Source organism: Actinosynnema sp. NPDC004786 (assembly GCF_053601135.1).
In genome coordinates this window covers 20137-34451 of sequence record NZ_JBSGBG010000049.1, presented here as the reverse complement: position 1 = coordinate 34451, position 14315 = coordinate 20137, and the positions used below count along the sequence as shown (strand labels likewise).

Below are 14315 nucleotides of genomic sequence, written 5' to 3'. Positions count from 1 at the left end.
GACCGGCCCGTAGGCTCGAACCGTGCATGCCTCGTATTACGCGCCCCACTACCGCGCGGACGGGCCGGTCCGCGCCGGCATCCCGGACCACGGCCGCATCCCGCGCTACTACGCGGTCAAGACGGAGCTGCTGTGGCTCGTCGACGCGCTGGGGGAGGGCACGGCGCTGCCGTCGGAGCGGGAACTGGCCGAGCGGTTCTCGGTGTCGCGGGTGACGCTGCGGCAGGCCGTCGGCGAGCTGGTGCTCGAGGGCAAGCTGCAACGCCGCCAGGGCAGCGGCACCTACGTCGCGCCGCCCAAGCTGGAGCAGCCGCTGTCGCTGCTGAGCTACACCGAGGGCATGCGCCGCCAGGGCGTCGAGCCGTCCCGCGGCGTGATCACCGTCGAGCACCTGCCCGCGGACGACGTGCTGGCGCGGGACCTGCGGGTCGGGCGCGGCGACCCGGTGATCCACCTGGAACGGGTGCTGCTGGCCGACGGCGAGCGGGTCGGGCTGGAATCGACCTACCTGTCGCAGGCGCGGTTCCCGACGCTGCTGGACGTCCTGGACCCGACCACGTCGCTGTACGCGTGCCTGACCGACCGGTTGGGCGTGGTGTTCGCCGAGGCCGAGGAACGGGTGGAGACCGTGCTGGCGACGCCGCGGGAGGCGTTGCTCATCGGCACGAACCCGGCGCTGCCGATGCTGCTGCTGCACCGCGTGTCCCATGACAACGTTGGCGAACCGATCGAGCGGGTCCGCTCGCTCTACCGGGGCGACCGGTTCAGCTTCCGGGCGCGGCAGCGGGCGGAGTGAACGGGCGCGCCGGCCCCGGCCGGGACCGCGCCGCCGCCCTCGGTCGGGCCCGCCGGCCGAGGGCGTCCGCCGCCGGTCACCGGCTGTCCACAGAGGACGTTCGCGGGCCGGGTCGGCGGTCGGGCGGCCGAATGTTAGCGAATCTTGTTCTGGAACCGCCCATTGGCAGTAATTTCTCCGTGCGTCGGCGGAGGTACCGTGGACGGGCTGGGACGTGAGTCCTCCTCACCCGCGAGGTCGCGGGGGAAGCGGGGGTGGCGGCGTGACGTTCAAAGAGGAGTTCCTGACGGAACTGGAGGACTGCCTGCGCGGGTACGGCGCGGTGCCGGTGGCCGACCCGGACGCGCTGGCCAGGTTCATCGACTACGTCCGCCGGCTGCCGGACGACGACACGCGGCTGCGCTGCCTGGAGGGCGTCGACCAGGGTTCCGGCTCGTTCTGGAACAACCCGGCGGTGTGGTGGGAGCAGGTGCCCCGGTTCGGCGTCGGGTCGTCGGACTGCTCGCAGCTGCTCGACCGGATGCTGGACGAGGCGATCAGCGACGAGATCGACGTGCTGGAGATGGAGATCCGGGAGCTGCCCGGCTGATCACCCGCCGGGCCCGGACGCCGTGGAACACCCGTTGTGCACCCGGGTCGCCGGATGCACAACGGGGAGCCTGCACGGCTCGGCGATCACGTCCCGGTGATCAGACCGACAGCAGCCGGTCGAAGAACGTGCGGTAGCGCTTGAGGGCCTGCCGCAGCTCCTCGGTCTGCGCCTCGTCACCGCGCTGCCACTGCTCCTCGAGCGAGTGCTTGTGCTCGGTGAACGTGGTGGCCAGGGACTGCATCACCTGGGCGACCAGCTCGTCGGCCCGCTGCACGGCCTCGCGCGGGTCGTCGACGAAGTCGGCCTGCAGGGCGCGCCACTCGGCCTGGTAGTCCGCCGCGTCGTCCGGGGTGAACAGCGGCGCGTCACCGGCCGTCGTGTCGACCGCGGCCGGCTCCACCGGCTCCTGGCGCGCCGTCGACCGGTCGTGCGCCGGGTCGTCCTGGGCCGTCTCGTCGTACGCGGTCCCGTCGTGCACCGGCTCGTCGCCCGCGGTCCCGTCGTGCGCCAGGCCGTCCTGCGCCCACGCCTCGTCGCGCACGGTGTCGCCGTGAGCGGCGCCGTCACGCATGGTCCCGTCGCGCATCGCGTCGTCACGCAGGGTCTCGTCGTGAGCGGTGCCGTCGCGCATCGTCTCGTCGCGCACGGCCCCGTCGCGCGCCGGTTCCCCGTGCGCCAAGGGCTCGCCCGTCAGGGCGGCCTCGCCGTGCAGCGACTTGTCGTGCGCCGGCTCGTCGAACACGGTCGGCTCGCGGTCGAGGCCGTCCCGGTCGGTCGCGCCGGACCCGATCCGGCGGCCGTCCACCGGCCCCGACCCGGTCGACGCGCGCTCGGCGAAGTCCTCGGTGGTGAGGTGGTGACGTTGGTCGGTCATTACCGCGCCCCTTCCCGGTCGTCGGCGAGCAGGTCCTCGAACACGGTGCGGTAGTGCACCATAGCGGCGCGCAGGTCCTCGGTGGACGCCTCGCCGCGCTCGCGGCGCTCGGTGATCGAGTGCGCCTCGCGGTAGTGGTCGAGCGTGCGGGCGTGGCCGACGGACAGCAGCTTCTCGCGGCGCTCGAACCCCTCGGTGGGGTAACCGCGTTCGGCCATCAGGTCGGTCACCAGCTCGTCCGCCTGGCTCACCGCCTCGTTCGGCTCGTCGACGAAACGCTCCTGGACCAGCGTCCAGGACCGGCTGTACTTGTCGCGCGTCGCGTCGTCGAGCGTGCGGAGCTCCAGCTTCGCGTGCTCCCGCTCCCGTTCCGCCAGTTCGCGTTCCGCCGCCATCCGGCTGCCGTTGCGCTCCAGGGCCCGCTCGTACTCCGGGCCGAACTTCGAGCGCAACCTCTTGCGCTGCATCAGGAACTTCAGCAGCACCGCGATAGCGGCCAGTACGACCAGCACGACGACGATCACGCCGATGGTGGTACCGGTGGACATCTGCGCCTCCTCGGGCTCTGTTGCCCACCGGCTACCCGTACCACGATCGGGCTGAAACCTGTTCGCCTCTTGACAAAGTGGCGCGGTGACGCTCGGCTACCGCGCGACCGCCTTGCGGTACTGCCGGATCGCCAGCGGCACGAACACGAGCAGGAACACCACGACCCAGATCAGGGTCATCAGCACCGGGTGCCGCAGCGGCCACACGTCCGCCACCGGGGCCATCGGGTTGGTGTTGCCGAACAGCTCCCGCGCGGCGGCCGTCACCGCCGACACCGGGTTCCACTCGGCGAACGTCTTCAGCGGCCCCGGCAGGTTGCTCTCCTGCACGAACGTGTTCGCGATGAACGTCAACGGGAAGATCGCGATGAACGAGGCGTTGTTGAACACCTCGGGGCTGCGCACCATCAACCCGACGATCGCCATCCCCCACGACACGGCATAGGCGAACAGCAGCAGCAACGCGAACCCGGCCAGCGCCTCCAGCGGCGAGGAGTGGATCCGCCAGCCCACGATCAGGCCGGTCACCGACATCACCAGGATGACGATCACGTTGTTGGCCAGGTCGCTCGTGGTGCGCCCGATCAGCACCGCGGACCGCGCCATGGGCAGCGACCGGAACCGGTCGATCACGCCCTTCTGGATGTCCTCGGCCAGTCCGCTGCCGGTGATGGTCGCGCCGAACACCACGGTCTGCGCGAAGATCCCCGCCATCAGGAACTCGCGGTAGTCCATGCCCGGGATGGCGATCGAGCCGCCGAACACGTACGCGAACAACAGCACGAACATGATCGGCGACAGGGTCGAGAACACGATCAGGTCCGGGACCCGCTTGATCTTGATGAGGTTGCGCTTGGCGACGACCGCGCCGTCGCCCAACGCCTGCGTGAACGCGCTCATGCTCCCTGTTCCCCCTGCTTCGCCTGCCCGTCCCCGCCGCCGTTCCCGGCCGCGTGGCCGGTCAGCGCGAGGAACACGTCGTCCAGCGTCGGCCTGCGCAGGCCGACGTCCAGCACCTTGACCGACTCGGCGTCCAGCCGGCGGATCCCGTCCACCAGCACGTCGGCCCCGCCCGACACCGGCACGGTCAGCCGGTGCCCGCGGTCATCCAGCGCGATGTCGCCGATCGCCAATGGCGCGAGCGCCCGCCCGGCCGTCTCCGCGTCCTGCGCGGAACCGACGGTCAGCTCCAGCCGCTCGCCGCCCACCTGGTCCTTCAGCTCGTTCGCGGTGCCCAGCGCGATGACCCGGCCGTGGTCGATGACCGCGATCCGGTCGGCGAGCCGGTCGGCCTCCTCCAGGTACTGCGTCGTCAGCAGCAGCGTGGTGCCGCCCGCGACCAGCTCGCCGATCACGTCCCACATCCCCAGCCGGCTGCGCGGGTCCAGGCCCGTGGTCGGCTCGTCCAGGAACAGCACCCGCGGCTTGGCCACCAGCGCGCCCGCCAGGTCGAGCCGGCGGCGCATGCCGCCCGAGTAGCCCTTCACCGGCCGGTCGGCCGCCTCCACGAGGTCGAACCGCTCCAGCAGCTCGCGCGCCCGTTCCCGGCTGCGCCGCTTGCCCAGGTGGTAGAGCCGCCCGACCATGTCCAGGTTCTCGAACCCGGTCAGGTTCTCGTCCACGGCCGCGTACTGGCCCGACAGCCCGATGCGGCGGCGCAGCTCCTTGGCGTCGGCGATGACGTCCAGCCCGGTCACCGTCGCCCTGCCCTCGTCGTGCTCCAGCAAGGTGGTGAGCACGCGCACCGTCGTGGTCTTGCCCGCGCCGTTCGGCCCGAGCAGGCCCATGACGGTGCCTTCCGGCACCACGAGGTCGAGGCCGTCGAGAGCGACCACCGATCCGTAGCGCTTGATCAGCCCTTCGGCCACGATTGCGTCTGCCATGCGGGCCATGATGGACCGGGGGACCGACAATTTCAGCCGGATTTGCCGACCCGGCTGCGGGCGCCGGCCGCGATGAACCTTGGAGCGCGCTCCAACCTCCGGCCGATCATCACGTCACACCCCCTTGACGTGCCGGGGCGGACGCGGCGAGATGGTACGGCGGGCGCGGATCGGCGGGGAAACCGGCCGGACCCGTCCAATGGGGGGTATATGCACCGTGAGAACGGTGCACGATCGAGTGAAAACGGGCAGGACGCGGGACCGCACTAGGGTGTTCGCAGTTCTTTTCCAGCGAGGAGAGATCCGCATGGCAGCCGTCCAAACCCGACGCAAGCGCAAGCTCGGCCAGTTCCTCAACGGCCTGCGCAAGCGCGCGGGCAAGACCGAGGCCGACTACCACGCGCTGACCCGGAAGACGCAGTCGACGCTGTCGCGGATGGAGAACGGCTACATCAGTCCGAGTTGGACCGAGCTGGGCGCGCTGCTCGGCCTCTACGGGGCCACCGACGCGGAGCGGCGCGAGGCCGAAGCGCTGTGGGAGGACGCGAAGCAGGACGGGACGCGCCTGGTGTACGCGGCCGCGTACACCCCGGAGGCGCGCACCTACGCCCGGCAGGAGGCCGACGCCACCGAGGTGCGGACGATCGAGATGATCGTCATCCCGGGCCTGCTCCAGACGCCCGCCTACGCGGCCGCGATCAGGCTCGCGGGCCGGCGGTTCATGGACCCGTCCGTCTCGGTGGAGCAGGTGACGGCCGCGCTGGCGAACCGGCAGCGGAGGCTGCCCGGATTACGCCTCCACGCGGTGATCGACGAGGCCGCGCTGCACCGAATCGTGGGTGGCCGGGAGGTCATGCGCGAGCAGTTGTCGCATTTGCTCGAGAAGGGGAAGCAGGACAACATCACCATCCAAGTGGTTCCGTTCGGCGCCGGTGCACACGGAACCATGTCCGGTGGTGGCGCGACCGCCCTCCGCTTCGAGGACAGCGATCCTTCGGCCGTGTACCTGGAGTACGCGGGTGGCGGGAAGTGGGTGGACAATCGCGCCGACGTGCAGAAGTACCTGCTGCACTTCGAGGAAATGGTGAGCGAGGTCGCCCTGACGCCCAAGGAGTCGGCTTCGCTGATCAGGAAACTGGCAACGGCACTGAAGGACACATGAACATCGACAAGACGTGGCGCAAGAGCACCTACTCCGGCGCGGGCAACAACTGCGTCGAGCTGGCCGTGGGACGGAGCACGACCAGCGTCAGGGACAGCAAACGACCGGAACCCAGATTGACCTTCGGGGAACGCCCGTTCCGGGCGTTCCTCACGTCCCTGCGGCAAACCTGACCGCGGCCGTCGAGCCGTTCCGCTCCCGGTGCGGCGGACACCGCCGCACCGGGACGGGCCGGTGACGGCACGCGGTCGACAACCCCAGGTCCGGGCCTCGCACACCGGCGCGTGGCCCGGACGACGACGAAGGTCCGGCAGCTCGATGTCGAGCTGCCGGACGTCCTCCCGGGGCACCCGGTCGAGTGATCAATTCCCCGGTCCCCCGCCGGCGGCGGTCCCGGCGAACCCGTGCCGAACGATGCGAGGCATCCTCGCGTGTGTGGCGCTCACGCGGTCCGGTCGGCGGCGGGAATTCCTTGCGCGCATGGAAAATGTCACTTGATCGGGTGATCTTAAGACCGTCCATTGTGGACGTTCCGGTGGGTCTCCCGGTCGACCAGCCCGGCCGCCGCGAGGGCCACCGGGTCCAGGGACTCCGGGGCCTCGGCGACGTGGCGCTTCAGGTCGGCGCGCATCCGGGGGTCCCAGAAGCGCTCGACGTGGTCGGCGACGGCGGCCGCCGCCAGGTCCGGCGGCCGGTCGTGGAACTGGCGGGCGATCTCGTTCACCAGCCGCACCGCGGGAGGGGGCGCGCCGCCCACGTCACTCGACCACCGCGGGCTCGCGCAACGCCACCTGCACGGCGGTCACCTTGTACTCCGGGCAGTTGGTGGCCCAGTCGGAGTTGTCGGTGGTGACCACGTTCGCCCCGGTCACGGGGTGGTGGAACGTCGTGTAGACGACACCGACCGGCATCCGGTCGGAGAGCACCGCGCGCAGCGACGTGGCGCCCACGCGGCTGGCCAGCGTCACCGCGTCGCCGTCGGCGATGCCGCGCACCTCGGCGTCGTGCGGGTGGATCTCCAGCACGTCCTCCGGGTGCCAGGCGATGTTGGCGGTCCGCCGGGTCTGCGCGCCCACGTTGTACTGGCTGAGGATCCGGCCCGTGGTCAGGATCAGCGGGAACCGGCGGGTCGTGCGCTCGGTGGTCGGCACGAACGACGTGGGCACGAACCGGCCCTTGCCGCGCACGAACGAGTCCACGTGCATGGTCGGCGTGCCCTCGGGCGCGTCGTCGTTGCACGGCCACTGGACGCTGCCGAGCCGGTCGAGCTTGGCGAACGACACCCCGGCGAACGTCGGCGTCAACGACGCGATCTCGTCCATGATCTCCCGCGGGTGGCGGTAGGACATCTCGTAGCCCAGCGCCGCGGCCAGCTCGCACGCGATCTGCCACTCGTGCTTGCCCGTCTTCGGGGCCATCACCGGCCGCACCCGGTTGATGCGCCGCTCGGCGTTGGTGAACGTGCCGTCCTTCTCCAGGAACGACGTGCCGGGCAGGAACACGTGCGCGAACTTCGACGTCTCGTTGAGGAACAGGTCCTGCACCACCACGAGGTCCATGGCGGTCAGCGCCGCGGTCACGTGGGCGGTGTTCGGGTCGGACTGGGCGATGTCCTCGCCCTGCACGAACAGGCCGCGGAACGTGCCCGCGATGGCCGAGTCGAACATGTTCGGGATGCGCAGGCCCGGCGTCGGCAGGATGTCGCGGCCCCACACGCCCTCGAACACGGCGCGCACCGCGTCGTCGGACACGTGGCGGTAGCCGGGCAGCTCGTGCGGGAACGACCCCATGTCGCACGACCCCTGCACGTTGTTCTGCCCGCGCAGCGGGTTCACGCCCACCCCGTCCCGGCCGACGTTGCCGGTGGCCATGGCCAGGTTCGCCATGCCCATCACCATGGTGGAGCCCTGGCTGTGCTCGGTGACGCCCAGCCCGTAGTAGATCGCGGCGTTGCCGCCGGTCGCGTACAGCCGGGCGGCCGCGCGGATCTCCGCCGCGGGCACGCCGGTGACCGACTCCACCACCTCGGGGCTGTTCTCGGGCCGGGCGATGAACTCCGCCCACTCCTCGTAGCCCTCGCAGCGGGCCGCGACGAAGTCGGCGTCCACCAGCCCTTCGGTCACGACGACGTGCGCGAAGGCGTTCACCACGGCCACGTTCGTGCCGGGCCGGAGCTGGAGGTGGTGGGTCGCCCGGACGTGCGGCGAGCGCACCAGGTCGATCCGCCGGGGGTCGATGACGACCAGCTTCGCGCCCTCCCGCAGCCGCCGCTTCATCCGCGACGCGAACACCGGGTGCCCGTCGGTCGGGTTCGCCCCGATCACCACGATCACGTCCGCCGCGGCCACGGACCGGAAGTCCTGCGTGCCCGCCGACTCGCCGAACGTCTGCTTCAGCCCGTACCCGGTGGGGGAGTGGCACACCCGCGCGCACGTGTCGACGTTGTTGTTCCCGAACGCCGCGCGCACGAGCTTCTGCACCACGTACACCTCTTCGTTGGTGCAGCGGGACGACGTGATGCCACCGATCGCGCCGACGCCGTGCTCGGCCTGGAGCGCGCGCATCCGCGCCGCCGTGTGGGCGATCGCCTCCTCCCACGACACCTCGCGCCACGGGTCGGTGATCTTCTCCCGGACCATCGGCGTGGTCACCCGGTCGGGGTGCGTGGCGTAGCCGAACGCGAAGCGCCCCTTGACGCACGAGTGGCCCTCGTTCGCGCCGCCGTCCTTGTGCGGCACCATCCGCACGAGCTGGTCGCCGCGCAGCTCGGCCTTGAAGGAGCAGCCGACACCGCAGTAGGCGCAGGTGGTCAGCACGGTCCGGCTCGGCATCCCGAGCTGCACCACGGACTTCTCCTGCAGCGTCGCGGTAGGGCACGCCTGCACGCACGCGCCGCACGACACGCACTCGGACTCCATGAACGACAGACCGCCGGGCGAGACCTTCGATTCGAAGCCGCGGCCCTCGATGGTCAACGCGAACGTGCCCTGCGTCTCGCCGCACGCCCGCACGCACCGGGAGCACGAGATGCACTTGGACGGCTCGAAGTCGAAGTACGGGTTGCTGGTGTCCTTCTCCAGCGACAGGTGGTTCTCGCCCTCGTACCCGTACCGCACCTGCCGCAGCCCGACCGCGCCGGACATGTCCTGCAGCTCGCAGTCGCCGTTGGCCGAGCAGGTCAGGCAGTCCAGCGGGTGATCGGACAGGTACAGCTCCATCACGCCCTGCCGCAGCTTCTCCAGCTTCGGCGTCTGCGTGCGCACCTTCATCCCGTCCGCGACCGGCGTGGTGCACGACGCGGGCGTGCCGCGCCGCCCGTCGATCTCGACCAGGCACAGCCGGCAGGACCCGAACGGCTCCAGGCTGTCCGTCGCGCACAGCTTCGGGACGTCGACCCCGCACGTCGCGGCGGCCCGCATGACCGACGTGCCCGCGGGCACGGTCACCGGGACGCCGTCGACCTCCACCGTCACCTCGACCGGGGACGTCGAGGCCGGTGTGCCGAGGTCCGGTTCCTTCAAGATCGTCACGAGGCGACCCTCCTTGGCGTGAAGTCGTCGGCGAAGTGCCGGAGCGCGCTGCGCACGGGGTTGGGCGTCAGGCCGCCCATCGCGCACAACGACCCGTCGGTCATCAGCTCGCAGAGGTCGCCCAGCAGCGCGAGGTTGTCGTCGACGTCCTCGCCGCCGACGATCCGGTCGACCACCTCGACGCCGCGCACCGCGCCGACCCGGCACGGCGTGCACTTCCCGCAGGACTCCTCCGCGCAGAACGCGAACGCGAACCGCGCCATCGCGGCCATGTCCACGGTGTCGTCGAACACCACGACACCGCCGTGCCCGAGCATCGCGTCCGCTTCGGCGAACGCCTCGTAGTCCAGCTCCAGGTCCAGGCCCGACGCCGGCAGGTACGCCCCGAGCGGCCCGCCGACCTGCACCGCGCGCACCGGGCGGCCCGACCGCGTGCCGCCGCCGTGCACCTCGACCAGCTCTCGCAGCGAGAGCCCGAACGCCGTCTCGAACACGCCGCCGCGGGCGATGTTCCCGGCGAGCTGGAACACCTGCGTGCCGCGTGAGCGGCCCACACCGAGCGCCTGGTAGGCGGCGGCGCCGTCGGCCAGGATCCGCGGCACGGACGCGAGCGTCAGCACGTTGTTCACCGCGGTCGGCCTGCCGAACAGCCCGGTGATCGCGGGGATCGGCGGTTTCGCCCGCACCACGCCCCGCTTGCCCTCCAGGCTCTCCAGCATGGAGGTCTCCTCGCCGCAGATGTACGCGCCGGCGCCGACCCGCACCATCAGGTCGAACCTCAGCCCGGACCCGAGCACGTCGTCCCCGAGCCACCCCCGCGCGTACGCGACCTCGATCGCCCGGCGGAACGTCCGCACCGCCTCGGGGTACTCCGACCGCAGGTAGACGTAGCCCTCGGTGGCGCCGACGGCGTGCGCGGCGATGGTCATCCCCTCGATCAGGCAGAACGGGTCGCCTTCCAGGAGCATCCGGTCGGCGAACGTGCCGCTGTCGCCCTCGTCGGCGTTGCAGCACACGAACTTGAGCGGGCCGGCCGCGTCCGCGACGGTCCGCCACTTGACGCCCGCCGGGAAGCCCGCGCCGCCGCGCCCGCGCAACCCGGAGTCCGTCACCTCCGCGACCGTGGCCGCCGGTCCGATCTCCAGCGCCCGCCGCAGCCCCGCCGTGCCGCCGTGGGCGAGGAAGTCGTCGGGCGACAGCGGGTCGGTGACGCCGACGCGGGCGAAGCACAGCCGGTGCTGCGCGCGCATCCACGGCAGCTCCTCGACCACGCCCACGTGCGGCCCGTGGTCCGCGCCGTCGAGCATCCCGGCCGCCACCAGCGCGGGCACCTCCGCGGCGGTCACCGGTCCGTAGCCGACCCGGCCGGCGTCGGTGGCCACCTCGACCAGCGGCTCCAGCCACAGCATGCCGCGCGAGCCGGTGCGCACGACCCGGACGGCCCGACCCGCGAGCGCGGCCTCGCGGGTGATCGCGGCGGCGACGGCGTCCGCGCCCACCGAGAGGGCGGCGGCGTCGCGCGGGACGTACACGGTGGTGGTCATGCCGTCCTCTTCTCGAGCTCGGCGGCGATCACGCCGTCGAGCCGGGCGGGGTCGAGCCGTCCGTGCAGCCGCCCGTTGACCTGGGCGGCGGGTCCGAGGGCGCAGTTGCCCAGGCAGAACACCTCTTCCAGGGTCAGCGCGCCGTCGGCGCCGGTCCGCCCGGTCCGCACGCCGTACGCGGCCTCGGCGTGGGCGGCCAGGGGTTCGGAGCCGACCGAGCGGCACGCCTCGGCTCGGCACAGCCGCACCGTGACGCGGCCCGCGGGTTCGGCGCGGAAGTCGCGGTAGAAGGTGACGACGCCGTGCACGTCGGCGCGCGAGAGGTTCAGCTCCCGGGCCACCAGCGGGATCACCGACGGGTCGACGTAGCCGAACTCGGCCTGGATGCCGTGCAGGACCGGGAGCAGCGCGCCCCGGTCGCCGCGGTGCGCCTCGATCACGGCCAGCACCCGTTCCTCCACGGTCATGGCGCCTCCACTGTAGTCAGAAGACTGTATACCGTATTCACGGTACGCCGGTCGTGCTTCCCGCGACAGCCCTGGCGCTCGGGTTCGACCGGGGCGGGCGACGCCGGGGCCGTTTCCCGGACGTGCCGCCTCGTTCCGGGGAGGGTTCGCGCCTGCCGCCGTCCGAGGGTGGTCGGGAACGGGTGCGGGGAGTAGGCTACGTAATACTGTATACAATCTGCAAGGAGGGTGGTCCTCATGCGGGTGCGGGAAGTCCTCGACGTCTACGGTCGCCGCCACCGGGTCGGCGAGTCGGACCGGGAACTGCTGGGCCACTCGCGGGACCGGATCGCCTGGCTGTGCGGCATCGCCATGCTCGCCGCCGGCACCGCGCAGTACGGGTTCGGCGCGCTGGTGCCGGTCCTGGCGCAGCGGTGGGACCTGGTCGCGCTGTGCTGGGCGTTCGCGCTCTGGACGGCGTGCCAGGCCGGCGTCGCGTTCCCCGCCGCGTGGCTGCGGGAACGCGGCCTGCTGGCGCCGCGCACCGCGGTCGTGCTGGGCGCGGCGCTCGGCGCGGTCGGGCTGCTCGCCCTCGGGTTCGCCGAGCACCTGCCCGTCCTGCTCCTGGGCTACTCGCTGGTCGGCGGGGCCGGCACGGGCCTGGTCTACGCGACCTGCGTCGGCACCGTGATCCGCTGGTTCCCCGACCGCGTCACCGGCCGGATCGCCCTGGTCACCGGCGCGTTCGCGGTCGGTGGCGCGCCGTTCGCGCTGGCCGCCGGGCTGTGGTTCCGGCCGGACGACCGGGCGGTGTTCCTGTCCGCCGCCGCGCTCGTGGTGCTCGTCGTGGTGACGGCGTGCGGCCTGCCGCTGCGCGACCCGCCGCGCCACTGGTGGCCGGCCGACGTGGACCCGCGTCGGCGCGAGACCGGCGCGCACCGCAGCAACCGTCCCGCGATCCGCCACTTCCGGCCGGGCGAGGCGGTGCGCAGCGGCGTCCTGGCGCTGATGTGCGTGACGGTGGTGTTCGCGGCGGCGGTGTCGTTGTTCGACCTGGTGTTCCTGGCGGGCCTGGTGGTAAACGCGGTACCGGGCGGCCGGGTGGTCGCGGCGGTGGCGTTGGCGGTGCTGGCGGTGGCGACGGGCGCGGGCCGGATCCTGGCGGGCCGGATGTCCGAGGCCGTCGGCAGGCGGCTCACGCTGCGGCTGGCCATGGCCACCGGCGGCGTGGCCCAGGTGGTGCTGCTGGTCGGCGCGCAGCGGCAGGACGCGGTGGCCCTGCTGGTCGGCGCGGGCGTGGCCGGCCTCGGCACGAGCTGCTGCTACTCGCTGCTGGTGGGGCTCGTGCGCGAGTACTTCGGCGAGGACACCGCGCCGCTCAACTTCGCCGTCATCTACAGCGCCAAGGCGCTCGGCGGGGTGCTGGGCGTCGGGGTGGCGTCGGCGGCCGTCGTGTCGCACGGCCATGCCGGCGCGTTCCTCGCCGCCGCCGCGCTGGGCGTGGCGGGTGCGGTGGTGGGCGGCCGGTTCAGCCGGCCGGGACGCCCGCGCGGGCTGTTGCCGCAGCCGCGCGAGGCGTCGTGACGACCCGGCTGCCCCGCTTGGCGGCGGGGCGGCACGTCACCCCGGCGCACGGCTGCTGCCTGCTGGAGCTGGTGTCGCTGCTGGCCGACGAGGAGTGGACCGACCGGCCCGCGGCGGTGCACCCGGTGCTCGCCGCGGTGGCCCGGTGCGTGAACGACCTGAGCACGCCGACCGGGCGGCGCGCGTTGCCGGCGCTCGCGGTGCCGCTGATCGGCACCGCGCGGGCACCGCGCACGCACGCCCTGGTCGAGCACTGCCTCCGGGCGGCGGGACTGCCGCGCGCCCGGTGGATGACGTGGTGGCCGGCGCTCGCCGCGCACCGGGCGACGCGTGCCGTGGCGGTGGCCGCGGGCGGGCGGCGCGACGAGGCGTTGCGGCGGTTGCTGGCCGAGTGCACCGCCCTGTGCCGAGCAGAGGAGTGTCCACATGGGACGAGTGACGAGCAGGCGACGCGTGGTGCGGGTGGTGGACGGGGTGCCCGACGCCCGCGCCGACACCCTCACCGTGGAGGAGCCGCTGGAGATCAGGGTCGCGGGCCGCTCCCTGTCCGTGACCATGCGCACGCCGGGTGACGACTTCGACCTGGCCGCCGGGTTCCTGGTCGGCGAGGGCGTGGTGCGCGGCGCCGGTGACGTGACCTCGATCCGGTACTGCGCGGGCGCGACCGCCGACGGCTCGAACACGTTCAACGTGCTCGACGTGGGCCTGGCCGAGGGCGTGCCGCCGCCCGACCCGTCGATCGAGCGCAACTTCTACATGACCTCGTCGTGCGGGCTGTGCGGCAAGGCGAGCCTGGACGCCGTGCGCACCAGGACCACCTGGCCGGTGGCGGACGACCCGCTGGCGGTCGACGCGGAGACCCTGGCCACCCTGCCGGACGGGCTGCGCGCCGCCCAACGGGTCTTCGACCGCACGGGCGGCCTGCACGCGGCCGGCCTGTTCGACGCGCGGGGCCGGCTGCTGTGCCTGCGGGAGGACGTGGGCCGGCACAACGCGGTCGACAAGGTCGTGGGCTGGGCGCTGCGGGGCCGGGGCCTGCCGCTCGCCGGCACGGTGCTGATGGTCAGCGGCCGGGCGTCGTTCGAGCTGGTGCAGAAGGCGGCGATGGCGGGCATCCCGGTGCTCGCCGCCGTGTCCGCGCCGTCGTCGCTGGCCGTGGACCTGGCCGCGGAGGTGGGCATGACCCTGGTCGGCTTCCTGCGCGGCACGTCGATGAACGTCTACACCGCCCGCCACCGCCTGATCGGGCGGTGACGTCGGGCCGGGCGCCCGGCTGGGCCCGGAGGCGCGCCGCCACCTGCTGCGCGCCTCCGGTTCGGCATCGCGGTGCACGGGCACCTCCACGCCGTGCGCGGA

General features: G+C 72.6%; 15 protein-coding genes. 7 read left to right on the top strand and 8 right to left on the bottom strand.

Annotated features, from left to right (window positions below; genetic code table 11):
- Positions 1-22: 22 nt before the first annotated feature.
- Positions 23-796, top strand: a complete 774-nt coding sequence (locus ACWEFJ_RS32510; RefSeq protein ID WP_378091029.1) for a GntR family transcriptional regulator — start codon at positions 23-25, stop codon at positions 794-796.
- A 262-nt stretch (positions 797-1058) separates the two neighbouring features.
- Entirely contained in the window at positions 1059-1385 is a 327-nt protein-coding gene (locus ACWEFJ_RS32505; RefSeq protein ID WP_378091031.1) for a hypothetical protein, read from the top strand.
- Between the two features lie 100 nt (positions 1386-1485).
- Here ACWEFJ_RS32505 and ACWEFJ_RS32500 read toward each other — a convergent pair whose 3' ends face one another.
- From ACWEFJ_RS32500 to ACWEFJ_RS32485, 4 genes are all read right to left on the bottom strand, one after another.
- Complete coding sequence (locus ACWEFJ_RS32500) at positions 1486-2262, bottom strand: hypothetical protein (RefSeq protein WP_449716081.1); 777 nt, start codon at positions 2260-2262, stop codon at positions 1486-1488.
- Positions 2262-2810 carry a hypothetical protein gene (locus ACWEFJ_RS32495; protein WP_378091035.1) on the bottom strand — a complete coding sequence of 183 codons (549 nt, stop codon included), beginning with the start codon at positions 2808-2810 and terminating at the stop codon, positions 2262-2264. Before ACWEFJ_RS32495 ends, ACWEFJ_RS32500 begins: the two co-directional genes overlap by 1 nt.
- Positions 2811-2906: 96 nt before the next feature.
- The gene (locus ACWEFJ_RS32490; RefSeq protein WP_449716080.1) at positions 2907-3710 is read right to left on the bottom strand and encodes an ABC transporter permease; all 804 of its coding nucleotides are present in this window, start codon (positions 3708-3710) and stop codon (positions 2907-2909) included.
- Positions 3707-4693, bottom strand: a complete 987-nt coding sequence (locus tag ACWEFJ_RS32485; RefSeq protein ID WP_449716079.1) for an ATP-binding cassette domain-containing protein — start codon at positions 4691-4693, stop codon at positions 3707-3709. Before ACWEFJ_RS32485 ends, ACWEFJ_RS32490 begins: the two co-directional genes overlap by 4 nt.
- A gap of 307 nt (positions 4694-5000) precedes the next feature.
- Here ACWEFJ_RS32485 and ACWEFJ_RS32480 point away from each other — a divergent pair, with 307 nt between their 5' ends.
- On the top strand, positions 5001-5855 hold the full coding sequence (locus ACWEFJ_RS32480) for a helix-turn-helix domain-containing protein (RefSeq protein WP_378097120.1): 855 nt from the start codon (positions 5001-5003) through the stop codon (positions 5853-5855).
- Positions 5852-6028: a DUF397 domain-containing protein gene (locus ACWEFJ_RS32475; protein WP_378097117.1), complete on the top strand. Its 177-nt coding sequence runs from the start codon at positions 5852-5854 to the stop codon at positions 6026-6028. The genes ACWEFJ_RS32480 and ACWEFJ_RS32475 overlap by 4 nt, the downstream gene beginning before the upstream one ends.
- Positions 6029-6363: 335 nt before the next feature.
- Here ACWEFJ_RS32475 and ACWEFJ_RS32470 read toward each other — a convergent pair whose 3' ends face one another.
- From ACWEFJ_RS32470 to ACWEFJ_RS32455, 4 genes are read right to left on the bottom strand one after another with little or no spacing between them, the layout of a single operon-like run.
- Positions 6364-6579, bottom strand: coding sequence for a formate dehydrogenase subunit delta (locus ACWEFJ_RS32470; RefSeq protein WP_378097114.1), 216 nt, complete (start codon positions 6577-6579; stop codon positions 6364-6366).
- Between the two features lie 34 nt (positions 6580-6613).
- Entirely contained in the window at positions 6614-9385 is a 2772-nt protein-coding gene (gene fdhF, locus ACWEFJ_RS32465; protein ID WP_378097111.1) for a formate dehydrogenase subunit alpha, read from the bottom strand.
- On the bottom strand, positions 9382-10929 hold the full coding sequence (locus tag ACWEFJ_RS32460) for a formate dehydrogenase beta subunit (RefSeq protein WP_449716078.1): 1548 nt from the start codon (positions 10927-10929) through the stop codon (positions 9382-9384). Before ACWEFJ_RS32460 ends, fdhF begins: the two co-directional genes overlap by 4 nt.
- On the bottom strand, positions 10926-11396 hold the full coding sequence (locus ACWEFJ_RS32455) for an NAD(P)H-dependent oxidoreductase subunit E (protein ID WP_378097104.1): 471 nt from the start codon (positions 11394-11396) through the stop codon (positions 10926-10928). The genes ACWEFJ_RS32460 and ACWEFJ_RS32455 overlap by 4 nt, the downstream gene beginning before the upstream one ends.
- Before the next feature lie 237 nt (positions 11397-11633).
- Between ACWEFJ_RS32455 and ACWEFJ_RS32450 the strand changes: the two genes are divergently transcribed.
- Genes ACWEFJ_RS32450 through fdhD form a run of 3 tightly spaced genes read left to right on the top strand, consistent with a single transcriptional unit; the run spans position 11634 to position 14213 of the window.
- The gene (locus tag ACWEFJ_RS32450) at positions 11634-12959 is read left to right on the top strand and encodes an MFS transporter (RefSeq protein WP_449716077.1); all 1326 of its coding nucleotides are present in this window, start codon (positions 11634-11636) and stop codon (positions 12957-12959) included.
- Complete coding sequence (locus tag ACWEFJ_RS32445; protein ID WP_449716076.1) at positions 12956-13531, top strand: hypothetical protein; 576 nt, start codon at positions 12956-12958, stop codon at positions 13529-13531. Before ACWEFJ_RS32450 ends, ACWEFJ_RS32445 begins: the two co-directional genes overlap by 4 nt.
- Positions 13413-14213 (top strand): formate dehydrogenase accessory sulfurtransferase FdhD, encoded by an 801-nt coding sequence (gene fdhD / locus ACWEFJ_RS32440; protein WP_378097126.1) that lies wholly within the window; start codon positions 13413-13415, stop codon positions 14211-14213. The genes ACWEFJ_RS32445 and fdhD overlap by 119 nt, the downstream gene beginning before the upstream one ends.
- The last annotated feature ends 102 nt before the right edge of the window (positions 14214-14315 follow it).